8 protein-coding genes and 1 pseudogene are annotated in these 12,730 nt (G+C 44.9%); 2 read left to right on the top strand and 7 right to left on the bottom strand.

Translation table 11 applies throughout. The features are described 5' to 3' along the window. Positions 1–294: 294 nt before the first annotated feature. The gene (locus AC2TF6_RS12645; protein WP_491311304.1) at positions 295–693 is read left to right on the top strand and encodes a RidA family protein; all 399 of its coding nucleotides are present in this window, start codon (positions 295–297) and stop codon (positions 691–693) included. Positions 694–910: 217 nt separating this feature from the next. Here the strand turns inward: AC2TF6_RS12645 and AC2TF6_RS12640 are convergent, their stop codons facing one another. From AC2TF6_RS12640 to AC2TF6_RS12610, 7 genes are all read right to left on the bottom strand, one after another. Then, positions 911–2,623 (bottom strand): ABC transporter ATP-binding protein, encoded by a 1,713-nt coding sequence (locus tag AC2TF6_RS12640; RefSeq protein WP_491311303.1) that lies wholly within the window; start codon positions 2,621–2,623, stop codon positions 911–913. Positions 2,624–3,030: 407 nt separating this feature from the next. Then, on the bottom strand, positions 3,031–4,059 hold the full coding sequence (locus tag AC2TF6_RS12635; protein WP_491311302.1) for a response regulator transcription factor: 1,029 nt from the start codon (positions 4,057–4,059) through the stop codon (positions 3,031–3,033). A 183-nt stretch (positions 4,060–4,242) separates the two neighbouring features. After that, a complete protein-coding gene (locus AC2TF6_RS12630) occupies positions 4,243–5,568 on the bottom strand; it encodes an ABC transporter substrate-binding protein (protein ID WP_491311301.1) in 1,326 nt (441 codons plus the stop codon). A gap of 1,816 nt (positions 5,569–7,384) precedes the next feature. Further along, positions 7,385–8,254 (bottom strand): ABC transporter ATP-binding protein, encoded by an 870-nt coding sequence (locus AC2TF6_RS12625; RefSeq protein ID WP_491311300.1) that lies wholly within the window; start codon positions 8,252–8,254, stop codon positions 7,385–7,387. Between the two features lie 30 nt (positions 8,255–8,284). Further along, positions 8,285–9,856 (bottom strand): hypothetical protein, encoded by a 1,572-nt coding sequence (locus AC2TF6_RS12620; protein ID WP_491311299.1) that lies wholly within the window; start codon positions 9,854–9,856, stop codon positions 8,285–8,287. Positions 9,857–9,944: 88 nt separating this feature from the next. Next, positions 9,945–10,319 (bottom strand): hypothetical protein, encoded by a 375-nt coding sequence (locus AC2TF6_RS12615; protein ID WP_491311298.1) that lies wholly within the window; start codon positions 10,317–10,319, stop codon positions 9,945–9,947. A 682-nt stretch (positions 10,320–11,001) separates the two neighbouring features. Continuing rightward, entirely contained in the window at positions 11,002–11,643 is a 642-nt protein-coding gene (locus AC2TF6_RS12610; RefSeq protein WP_491311297.1) for a GNAT family N-acetyltransferase, read from the bottom strand. Between the two features lie 492 nt (positions 11,644–12,135). Here AC2TF6_RS12610 and AC2TF6_RS12605 point away from each other — a divergent pair. Next, positions 12,136–12,567, top strand: a pseudogene (locus AC2TF6_RS12605) (PD-(D/E)XK nuclease family transposase); the annotation flags it as partial. Positions 12,568–12,730 lie beyond the last annotated feature (163 nt).

Raw genomic sequence — 12,730 nt, 5'->3', positions numbered from 1 at the left:
AATGAGCTTACCCTTATTCATAGGGTGGTCTTCCTTGCAACCGTTCAAACATTTTTGACCGTCATAAATTTTGACACCCCCTAAGATTTGGTCTACAATCTATTCAAATCGTTCTCTTCGCATGTATAAAGAAAGGGGTATCCGATCCATGAAGAAAAAGTCTTTGGGGTTTCTGTCCGTCGGTTACGGATACTCTACCGCCGTTTTTTTCTAGAATTCACTTTTATGGGTGAAGTCTGTCCAAAAGTGAGTAGTGAAAACGGCAGGTCATTTATAGAATGCGAGGTCATAAAAATGGAAAACTCCAAAATAACCAGAAAAAATCCGGCAGGCGTGTGCAGCCCCGTAGGCAACTACACTCACATTACTAAAATTCCAAGAAATGCAGAGCTGTATGTTACTTCCGGTCAAATCGGAGCGGATCTAAACGGACAGATTCCCGATAGCATGAACGAACAAATCCGGAATACTTTCGATAATATCCGAACCGTCTTGCACGCTGAGGAACTATCATCCGAACATATTATTAAAGTCAATATATGGGCTACCCAGAAAATCGACTGGGATTTTCTGGATGAAAAATGGGCCGAATTATTCGGCCTTAATTACCCGGCCATGACGGTCGGCTATATCTCGGAATTAGGATTACCCGAACTCAAAATTGAAATTGAAATATGGGCGGCTAAAGTCTGATTCCGTTCCCTTCATCTCCCTCACGCAAATGATCATGGCGTGGGGGTTTTTTGTTGATTTTAAGGCCGGCCGGACAATTTTCTTCGTAAAAACTTGCGTCAGTCTGATCTCTCGCCATCTTTCGTCTTACGCCATTCCTCACTCCACATCATTAAAATAAAAAGACCGCGGTTATCGCGGTCCTGTAAGTGTGAGTCCTGCGGCTTCGCCGGTACTTTCAAGGGAACTGCATCCTGTACAGTTCTTTATACCTTCCGTTTCGGCGAAGAAGAACATCATGCTTTCCAGATTCCACAATTTCTCCATGTTCCAGAACGACAATCTGATCGGCATTCTGAATCGTGGACAGCCGGTGGGCAATGAGCAGACAAGTGCGGCCGGGAAGAAGGCGTGACAGCGCCTGCTGGATTTTTTGCTCGGATTCCGTATCCAGGGCTGCCGTCGCTTCATCCAGGATGATCAGACGGGGATCTTTCAGGAAGGCTCTGGCGATAGACAGCCGCTGTTTCTGTCCGCCGGACAGTTTGACGCCTCTTTCCCCTATCGGAGTGTCGTAGCCTTGCGGCAAAGCGGTTATAAACTCGTGCGCGTTCGCGGCTCTCGCGGCCGCTTCGATTTGTTCGCCCGATGCGGCAGGCTGTCCGTACGCGATATTTTCGCGGATCGTGCCGTTCAGCAGAATGACTTCCTGCGATACGATTCCCAGTTGGCTTCGCAGAGACTGCTGTGTGACCGCCTTCAGCGGATAGCCGTCGATGTATATATCTCCCCGCTGCACGTCGTACATACGGGCGATCAGGTCCGCAATGGTGGATTTACCGGAGCCCGACGAACCGACCAGAGCCGTCGTCTCGTTCCCGCGAAGCTTCAAAAAGAAGCTTTCGAGCACAGGCTGCCCTTCGTCATAAGCGAAATCAACGTCGTAGAATACGATTTCGCCTTTAACGGGCGGCAGCACAATCGCGCCTTCCTGATCGCGGACCTCCGGAACCGTATCCAGAATATCCCGGATACGTTCGAAGGCCGCTGCCGATTGCTGAATTTTCGTAACCAGCCTGCTGAAGGAACGGATAGGCGCCTGCAGCAGGCGCAGGTAAGCGAGATACGCGACGACTTCCCCCACAGTCAGGTTACCCTGCATCGTCTGCCAGGCGCCGAACAGAAGAACAAGCGTCATCCCTATATAATTGAGCCAATCGGTCAGCGGTGAAAAGAGCGCCGAAAGCCGCGATGCCGAAACCGCTGCGATCCGGTTCCGGTCGCTCAGCTTCACGAACTGCTTTTCTTCGTTTTCTTCGCTTGCGAAAGATTTGATCATGCGGATACCGGAGAGGGTATCCTGCAGGAAGTTGTTCAGCTCGGCGGAGATTTGACGTACCCGTCTATACGCGCTTTTGATCCGCAAGCTGAAAAAACGGGACGATATAAATAAAAAAGGCAGGGTCGCAACCGTCAAAAGTGCCAGCTGCCAATCCACATAAAACAGATAGCCGCATATCGCGACGAAAGTGACAAAATCGGCAAGGATGGATAGGCTCTCGGCTGAAACCAGCTCCTGAAGTTGGTTAACGTCTCCGGTCAATCTCGCCATAAGATCCCCTGTCCTGCTGCGGTCAAAAAACTTCACATCCAGCCTTAGCGTATGGGTGTACAGTTTATTGCGCAGCCCGAGAATGGCCTTCTGGCTGACAATGGTCATAACGTAACTTGAAGTAAAATGAAGGAGTCCGAGCACGAGAGTCGTCAGAACAATCAACCCGCCCGTTTCCAGCAGGGCGTCTACCTTTTTGCCTGGGATCATGTCGTCGATAACGGTTTTTGTCAGCTGCGGAATGATAAATTCACAGAACGAAATGAACAGGACGGCCAGCGCCCCGGTCAAAAGCAGGCCCCAGTGGGCTTTTGTGTGTACAAACATCTCTTTGAGCATGCCGCGTACGCTCATTATAGAGTGTGACCGGTCAGGCCGGTCTGTTATCTGCTGCCTTTCTTTCATGGAGATCACGTACTTTCAACTATATTTAATTAGATTATCTAACTATAAAAGCACAATTTTCTTCACCTCTCTTCATCCCACTCTTTTTTAGTTAGATAATCTAATCACATGTCCAATATAGCTCATTGCTTCGAATATTGCAATTCCTGTCCTGCCGTTCACCGCCCGCTCTCCCGGATGAAGAGACCCGGCAGCCCCGCATCGGACGAGGTCTCCCGGTTTAGTCATCTCCTCTGAATGAATCCTTTCCAAGACGCGGTTCCAAGTAAGTTTAAGCGTTTTAACTTAAAAACAGTTATGTCCTCCATAAATGTATCCCGGACTTCTCCCGCTTCCGCCGTTTAAACAAAGCCGTTTTTCCGATAATCCGAAGGTGTGTAGCCCAGCTCTTTTTTAAAGGCGCGGATCAGGCTCGTTACATCGTTGTAACCGACCTCGCTGGCAATCTGCGGCATCGACTTATCGCTTTTGAGCAGCAGCTCTTGAGCCCGTTTCAACCGCAGTTGGGTGCGGTAGGCCATGTAGGAGATCCCGGTCTTCAGTTTGAACAGATAGCTGAAATAAGGAGCGGAATACCCCACGGACGAAGCCAGTTCTTCCAGCGTGATTTCCTTGTTGTAGTGCTGCTGGATATATTTCTGCGCGTTATAGATCATGCGCTGGTTATCCGTATAAGCCGCCAGTTTCACGGCATGCTGCAGAGCTTTGAAATCGGCTATGATCCACTGCGTCAGCTCGGTTCCGGTTTGTCCGTGATAAGGCTGCAGAGAGCACTCGACCTCTCTTTCGAGCTTGGCTGCGGCGCTCTGCAGAAGGATGCGGTGAAAGGCACTGTGCCACTTCAGGCACAGATAAGGGGGCACCGCTTGCAGCGAAGCCAGCCATTTGCGGCCCGTCATCTCCTGAACCGGGCGGTTTTCCTGAAGCACCGCTTCGACCCAGGTATCCGCAAGCCCTCTCCATCTGTCCGAGGTCTCGCCGATGGTATGAACCGTTTCCGGCAGCTCCTCCAGCGTCCTGCGTACGGAAGACAGAAAGCGGTCTTTGCACAGCGGCTTCAAGAGGTAATCTTTCACTCCGCAGACCAGCGCCTCCCTCACGTATTCGAATTTATCGTGCTCGGACACGATGATGGCGGGCGTGTACCGAAACTCCCTGGAAAGCTGACGGCACAGCTCCAGGCCGGTCATATAAGGCATGCTTATGTCGGTTACGACAAGATCGGCCCCGTACTCGTGCATCATACGGAGCGCCTCTTTCCCGTCGGAAGCCTCGAAAATGCGCAGAGCCGGAAACCTGGAATTCTCCAGCATATAACGCATCAGTTTAATCGTCGTTGATTCATCGTCAACCAGTAAGATTGTATACACCTTACGAATCCCCTTTTCTAATGTCGGAGTATCCTGACGGACCCGTTTACAACCATATCTTAGCGCCATTATAGGCTCCTTCATCCTGCAGAGGCTATCATCAGAAGCTCGAATGAATCATTAAAATACGGAATCGGGCCGCTCAGGTCATGAAGCGGAAGATCCGCCCGGCAGTTTCACCGGTTATTCGTTCAGATACGCATTCACACGATCCTGGATCTCCTTGGCCGCTTCTTCCGCCGATTTCTGTCCGGCGAAAAACGCTTTGGACTCTATAAGCAGCGCATCCTCGACCATGGAGGCATTCGTAGGGATCGGGTGGCTCAGCCCGGAAATCAGCTGCTTCTGGTACTCGATATCCGCCGGGTTAACGTCCACGGCTCCGCCTTCCTCAGGGCCGTCCTCGATCTGGACTTTGCCGTTCTTCAACACTTGATCCAGCTGCCTGCCGTAAACGTCCTTGTTCAGCGGAAACCCGCCTAACCCTTTGACATCCTGTATGTCATCGGACAGCATAAATTTGATAAACGCCCAGGCTTCCGTTTTCACAGCGGAATTCTCATTAATGCCGAGGGTCTGATAAGGCAGAAAGAATCCCCCCGGCTTCTGCCCGGCAGCCAGCGGACTCCGATAAAGCTTGGGCTGCTTGTACAAAGCCCGGGGAAAACTGAAAAATTCCTCGGGATTTTGAATGTAGATGCTTTTGAAGGAAGCGTCTGCCGCCTTGTCCGCCATCACATTCCCGTCAAATAACGCCTTAACCTCGTTAAGCAGCTTGATAAAAGAGGCTTGATCGAATTTCGCCTTCCGGTTCGGTTCATCCACAAAGGCCGGATAATCGGCTTTGACCCTCGCATTCAGCATCCTTGGCGGGCTTGCGGTATAGGCTGCCGGAGAACCGCTTTTTTTCATAGCCTTGGCTGTCTCGGCAAATTCATTCCAGGTCCAGACGTTATCGTCTATACGGGCCCCGGCCTTCTTGACCGCCTGTTCATCCCCGACCATGGTTTCCAGTATGAAGCGCATCGGCATTCCGTAGAGGGCTCCGTTTATGGGGAGATTGTCCAGGATATTGCCGAAGTACAGGTCTTTATGGAAAGAAGGATCTTGATCCATGAGCCTGCTCAGATTAGCAAGCGCGTTATTGCTCGCATATTTCCCCATAGGAAGGGGGTCCAAAACGAGTACGTCAGGACCTTTGCCGGACAGCATCTCGGTGTTCGTCGATTTGACGAACTTCTCCAGATCGCCTTCTTTCCAGTTGTCTTTGGTTTGAACGTACGTAAGCCGAATCTCGACATCCGGATGCTTTTGTTCGAATTTCTTTTTCGCTTCCCTAAACACCTCATCGAGAAAAAGCATCGAAACGACCACGGTCTTTTTGCCGTTCTTGTTTTCTCCGGGTGAAGTGCCGCCGGAATCCGGGACTTGCGTCCGCCCCCCTCCTCCGCAGGCAGCGGTTGTCGTAAGAAGCAGCAGGGCCGTGATCAGCAGAAGCATTCTTTTCATTCCGGCATCCTCCCCCATCCACATTTCTTCCGCCGGCGCTAACGGGTGTTATCTATAGTTATAAGCCCGGCTTGTAAAAGAAAGCTCTCTAACTTGTAAACAAAATGTTTCCATTTTCGAAATCCTTACCTAAACGAAAAAAATCCCTGTATGCCGCCGGGGCGGAGACAGGGGGTTATCTTTAGTCCCATGAAAGAGTTAAACATACAACAGCTAGAATAGAAAATTGAAGTTCTTGAATATTAGAAGTCAAAGCTTCTTATTTTAACGGACATCCATTTAACTTCTTTTGATATTTGGTGCTTTGCAGATCATGTTAATGGAAAAGAGAACGCTGCAGTTAGCAGCATCCTCTAATATTCATTTCTTTTATCTCCTTTTTACACCTGTCACATTGAGACATTAAAAAATATCCCTCCTATGACCATGCAGTAAGGCGATGTATCTTTTTTCCTTTTGTTGGCATGCTTTGTTTCTCCTCATTCTGAGAGGTATTTGGTATAGCGCGGGTTTCCGTTAACCGGATAAACCGTCTTCACAATAAATCGCTTGTCTGTTTTCATTAACACAATAATTACCGTCCAAACCCCAGACCATTGCAGGGCCGACTATGGTTCTCTCCGGTTCAGGATTTCTCCCTTTTTTCATCACTATCAAATCCTTCCACAATTTTTCCGTGAGTAATTGCCCATACGATATCTGGTTCGTCAAAAACACGATCCGGATACGCTTACGACTTCCTTCGTGTTTGTGGACAAAAAAAGCCCTGAAAGTTAATAAGGCATGACCTAATAAATGGTCATACACAAATCTACCTTCAAGGCACTTTTATACGTTGTCTATTAAAACAACTACTCCGTCTCCAACTGAATAAGCTGCGGAGAAAATCAATAAGATTTCGTAACTAAGTGAATTATGGATGGCTCTAATTGGCGTCATTCAGTGGTTTACACCCAAACTGAACAATGGCCTGCTGGAAGGCCTTAACAGTGATTTTCAAGCTGCCAAACGAAAAGCTCTATGGGCGCCTGTTTATGCTGCAACAAAAGGTGAAAGCGGAGCGAGCCATCTATACTAATTGCCTTGTCCGATTTTCAAAGATTTGCTGGTAATCAATTGAACCATTTTACACTCATTACATCGCTAGCAGCGAAGGGCAATATAAGTTAATGGATATCTTTTTACGTGATTTTTAACAAATAAAAGCGATGGCGATATTTAATAAAAAGAATATGAAGCGCGCATAAAACAATGACGGCTGCATATTGTACAATCACAAAATCGTTAACATCTGTATTGATTTTGGGTCTGTACCATTGCATGAGATAAAAGGGACCCTGACCGGCACCGCCTGTAAATAAACCGAAAAACACGTAAAATAAGGTCAAACATAATCCTATAGCCGAATTTTTAAATAAGGAGACCAGGGTTACCGTCAAGAAAAAAACCAATAGGAACGAAGGAAATGAATTTACTGCCATGTCAGTCGTCTTCGCGAATCCGTTGTTTGAATCGATACAGATTAAAAGGGCTGTTTCATAAAAGAATCCATATAGTACCGATAAGAAGCAAGGATATATCAGCCCGTATCGGACGGATGAAAGAGGAAGAGAAATGAATAACTCCTGTTGCCGGAGAGAGCCGATCTGATATGTGACGGCTACAGCCGGAAATACATGAATCCAGAACCCGACAAATACCATGAATTCAAGCCCGTTGAAATAGCCGTAGTAATTCCCCAAACAAGCGAATGTGTATACAAGGAAAGGCAAACAAATCAATATGGTTTGAGTTCGAAAGATAAAGAGCAGCATGCTTAATTCTCGCTTAACCAAATCATATATCCCTCCTCCAGCGAAGGATCGGTGGGTTTAGCGTGTTCAACGGGCCGTTGGTTTGCCAGTACACGCACCGATAATCTGCCTCCCGTTTCCGATGTGGCAACAATCCGGCACTCATCGCTATCCCTGATTTTCATAAATTCGTCCGGTGAAAGCTCCATACTCCACACTTTGTCTTCGGCCATTTGAGTTACATTTGCTAAAGAATTGTAAAAATCCAGATGCCCATTCTTCATCATGCACACACGATCACAGGTCATAGCCACATCCTCAGTGATATGAGTGGATAACATAATCACTCTGTGTTGTGCTTGTTGGCGCAGCAGGCTTCGAAATCTAAGACGCTCCTCGGGATCGAGGCCCGCAGTCGGTTCATCGATCAGCAATAACTTGGGCTCATGAAGGATGGCTTGGGCAATGCCCAAGCGTTGTTTCATGCCGCCGGATAATTTTTTTATCTTATCATCACGTTTGTTCTCCAAATTAACCTCTTGCAGCACTTGATCAATTCTTTGGCGACGTTTTTTGGAGTCAGTTAGTTTTCGTAATTGACCTACGTATTCCAGATATTCATACACAGTAATGGATGGAAATAACCCCACATGCTGAGGCAAATATCCACATAGCTCCCTTATTTTTTCCAGGTCATGTTTCCAAGTCCATTCATCTAGTTTGATTTCTCCTTGAGTCGGCTCATAGATTGTTGCCAAAATCCGGAAAAGTGTAGTTTTTCCGGCACCATTTGGTCCGAGAACACCTGTTACACCGGTTCCGATGGCAACATTGATTTCCTGTAAAACTTCACGTTTGCCAAAAGATTTTTTTAACCCCTTGATTTGCAGCATAGCAGTAATCCCTCCATATAGAACAACCTTTCACTTCTCTTTTTCCGGGAAGAAAACACGTAATATGTTGGAATCTATCTTACTCTTTGAAAGTGTAAGAAAATATTCATCAGGATTTGCGCTAAATATAGATTTAGAAGTTACGATAGAACCATGTTGGGGCAATGAAACAACTTTATTCGATGGCTGATGACCAGAATTTATAATTTCGGCTACTTGACTGACTGCTGCTTGCGCTTCCTTTAAAGTAATGAATTTCGGGATTGTAAGATCGGTTTCCTGTGTGTAAGGCCCGTATAGCAGTGTAGGACCATAAGCGATTCCTGTTAGTGTTTGATTCTCATTTTTCGATAAATTAGTTACTAGTCCTCGAAAATCCTTTACATTCACTTTCACAGAAAATTTTTCCTTAATTGCATGATACAACGGATCCTTAGCTTCTTTAGGATCCATAGGATACCAAGGGAGAGTTGATAATAATTCGAAGGAGGTCGGGTTCATGTCTCCGTACTTCTCCGAACGGACATGAAAGGATAATATACCCGTCTCCGTATGTCCGGAAGGAAGCTGGACAAACAGCAGATTTCGATCTCTGGAAAAGGGAACCGAAGCACCGTTCCAACTTAAGCTTTGAACATCCATAAAGTCCCATAGGGCTAGCGGAATTTGATCGGACTTTGTGCTTACATTCAAGTCTGCGACGTAAGAAAACAAATGATCCTCACGACCATGGTTGATTTGCATGTCATAAGAGGAAATAGTAAAGTCGTCGTAATCCGGCACAGCATCGTTAAACTTGTACTCGCGTGTAACATCCGATATTTTTTGTGTTGGTGCAAAGCCTGCAAGACAAATACAAATAAGAAGGTAGACGATCATAAGAATGCGGGCTTTTCTTCCTTTTCTTAACAACGGTATGGAAACGAAGAAAACGAAGAAGCATACGAGCACAGCTAGCGTTCTCTGCCAGAAAGCTCCGTCATTCAGAATCATATGTTCGGATTGATAATAACTTTGTGTTATTGAAAGGTTCGTGTCACCCACAGTCAGAAGAGGCAACCACGAATGCGGTATAAATCCCACGAACGAATTATAGGGTCCCAACAATATCCAAATGCTGATTAATACGAGATATGCGGCAAGGGAAGGCCATAGCGTATAGATGGAGTAACCGAGTACAAGGGATACGAAAAAGGGAACCAGCCAGTTAAAAAAAGTATATACCAATGTGATTCGGAACTGAAACAAAGTAGCATCATCATGAATCCCATATGTTACATATAACAATGCACAAACCACAAAGATAACATACCAAATTAAAGCGAAGACAAACCAATAGAAAATCTTTTGAAGATAATACCATTTTCCTTTGGGTAGTGAAGCAATCAATTCCGGAATGTGGTTGTTATGATCCGACCTCGCCTGCTCAGCCCCGTATAAAAGAAATAACAGATTAAAGCCCATCACAAAAAATATAAGGGAAGGAAAATCCCTTAGCCCTTCCAAGTATTTCATCGGCAACAGGATGGAGGCCAATTCCGCAAAAATAAATAACAAGAGAAAATGAGGTTGTCTCATTAATTGCTTAAATTCTTTAAGCATCTATAATTGTCTCCTATTTATTGAAAGATGCAAGAATAAAGAGTTAGGAAATGTCCTAACTCTTTAATTCTCTCAAACAAATCAAATTTTAATAGTTCCAAACATTCCCTGCAACTTCATCATTGTTATCACCCGTTGCTTTGATGTAATAGAGAGTACCTTCATTCATATAGTAAGTTTTGGAGCCATATGTTGTACTTGTTCCCAGATCAATAAAATCTACAGCTTGATCCGGCAATAATGTTCTTTGTTTATATAAAGTAACTCGGCCGTTATCCCCTTGTCGAAGTGCTGCATCATAACGACCATAGATGCCATCACCTCCCACGTACCCACTAGTTGCACTGCTAGTGTTGAGCCCTTTAACGGTATAAGCGTGATTAGGGGCGGCAAATGCAGTGACAGCAAATGATAGGGTAACTACAGCAGATACACCTAACGCAACAATTTTACTTTTTAACATAACATACTTCACTCCGATCTTATAATTTGGTAACGACAATTAATGATATGACTTGAGGAGACCGATTTTTAAGACGATAAATGAATTTATCTTTTTTTGATAAACAACCCCTTTTTTAGCGGATTAGCACGATTTCTATTTGCAAAGATTATTCCTTATAGTAAAGTAAGTTATGTAGTCTTATTTCTTTGCAAAAAGAAATCGTGACTGCTCATAGAGCCGCACCAATCGCCGGGAAAAGCTAAATTGGTTTTGGCTATTTATGTAGACAGGAGGATTAGTATAATCCTTCTGTTTTACATCGACTTTTTGATTTGAATATTTATCCATAATTTACTTATATATACATTATATCAAAAAATAATACTTTTGTATATGTTTCTATGCTCTATGGGAAAAATAGTAATCCAACTAATAATAGCACATGAATACATTTCCTGTAAAAAAACAGCCTTCCCACAGATGAGGGACAAGCTGCTTTATTCAGTATGCAACTTCATTTTTTTCAAAACTGAGCACACGTTAATGGATATCTTTCTTCTTGAATCTGCCGCCCTTGACATCGTGGATATTGCCGTCCACCGTGAACGTCATAGATCGCGCAAAGTGTTGAAAATAAAGGACTTATACGAATCGATGCGTTGCATTCCTATTATGCACTCCACATGTGCGATTTACACGTCTAAAACTGCACAGTAGAAGATGAAAGCACAGCCTCCAAAAAGAAAGCCGGAGACTCGGTTATTCCCAGCGCTTGATATGACTCAGCCGGCATATATTTTTGCAAGATTGGAAGACATTCCTCCAAGTCATTTTTTATAGTGCCGATAACCGGATCGCTCAACAAATAAAAACCAAAGTCCGTATACAGTTTAATAGCACGGTAACTCAATGGCTGCGTATGAAGAAATACCGGATACTCTGATTTAGACAGATTATGCATGACAATTGAGAGCAACGCTCTGCCAATCCCCAATCCCTCATACTGTTTTAGCACCTTGAACCAGTGAATAGTCGTGATCTTATCATAAGCTCTCCATGCGAAGCAGGTTGCAATCGGACGATCTTGCAGATCACAAACAAATAGGCACTTTTCAAAAAACAATTCATCCTTATCGGAATAAACATCATGAAAATAGGATGACATAAATTCCCTGTACTTTTCTGCTTCCAGCGGGTCGTCAAACGGGAAATCCATCCAAAGGCCAATTTCACTTTTACGACAATTTCGAATGTGAAACCCCGCCGGGAGACTTCGAATTGCTTTGAGATTCAGCGCAGTACACATCATAAACAAATTTTTATCCGGTAAGCCATCTGACAAAGCATCCACCTCAATTAGATCATCAAATTAACAATAAAAATTAGACATCATTTCCATATCGCCTTTCTATTGTAGCATAATCCCCTAATTCCCAATACAAAGATCCCTTCGGGTTCGAATCCCTAATCGGCTCTGGAGTCTAGTGATTTCTAATTGTTCCGCCAGTGTCTCAATATCGTTCTGCAACAATGCCTCCACTAAATAAAAAAAGCCCAAGCTTCTTCCTCGCTTGAGCTTAGTCTAGTTAATAGGCAAATGCGGCCCTTCAAATGCTATACCCTACCAAGCGACACACAGCACTCCACAAGCGTCGATTGTGTAACATAATCAAGCGCATATATGCATATTGAAGTCCTGTTCCTAAAGTACTCTTTCCCTTTTTACCACTAAATGTGTCCGTTCACCGATCGTTTTTTGGCTAAGCTCGGATGAATCCATTTGGACCATATATTTACATAAAACGGTTTAAGCAGGCACGAGAATTCACTTGTGCGGTACAGCGGTCAGCTTCAAGAGGGCCAGTCTTATAAATGCTCAAAAAATGTGTGACCATAAACATCCTGAACTATTCGTTTCTGCCTAATAACCAGTATCATAACGTGTTCCATCTGCGTGAAGAACGAAGCGGCCAACCGCTTATAGATGACTTAGAGCTTCATTTTCTTGAATTGCCCAAGATTGACGCTTTTGCAACTCCTGTTGAGAGTGGCGGATTAGTCAATTGGTTACTTTTCTTAAAAAAGTATCTGCATGATGAAGCTTCTAATGATTGAAACTGCTATGGCTGAAGGTGAAGCTCGCGTGAAGAAAAGAAAAGCGATCCAGATGGCTCTGGAGCTTCTCAAGTATGGGGTGGATACAGCTGTCATTGCCAAAGCCTCCGGGTTGTCCGAGGAAGAAATCATCGCCTTAAGAAAACAGTGATAAAATCAATAAAAGGACCTGGCGATGTGGAAGCTAACGACGGACTTACTGTTGCCAACGTAAAGATATATTGTGCTAGTTGTCTGCGCCCAAATAGCATACTCGTTCGTGCTTTTCGAAAAAGCTTTTTTGTTTCATATCGACGACAACCCGGTGTTTTGTT

The sequence above is a fragment of the Paenibacillus sp. JNUCC 35 genome, assembly GCF_058269095.1.
The sequence above is the reverse complement of the archived record's forward strand: the minus strand, read 5'-3'. Positions and strand labels throughout refer to the sequence as shown.

Excerpts from the sequence above, each read along its gene's own strand:
- AC2TF6_RS12645 (WP_491311304.1), top strand. The coding sequence starts at position 295 with ATGGAAAACTCCAAAATAACCAGAAAAAATCCGGCAGGCGTGTGCAGC.
- AC2TF6_RS12640 (WP_491311303.1), bottom strand. The coding sequence starts at position 2,623 with ATGCTCAAAGAGATGTTTGTACACACAAAAGCCCACTGGGGCCTGCTT.
- AC2TF6_RS12630 (WP_491311301.1), bottom strand. The coding sequence starts at position 5,568 with ATGAAAAGAATGCTTCTGCTGATCACGGCCCTGCTGCTTCTTACGACA.
- AC2TF6_RS12625 (WP_491311300.1), bottom strand. The coding sequence starts at position 8,254 with ATGCTGCAAATCAAGGGGTTAAAAAAATCTTTTGGCAAACGTGAAGTT.
- AC2TF6_RS12620 (WP_491311299.1), bottom strand. The coding sequence starts at position 9,856 with ATGCTTAAAGAATTTAAGCAATTAATGAGACAACCTCATTTTCTCTTG.
- AC2TF6_RS12615 (WP_491311298.1), bottom strand. The coding sequence starts at position 10,319 with ATGTTAAAAAGTAAAATTGTTGCGTTAGGTGTATCTGCTGTAGTTACC.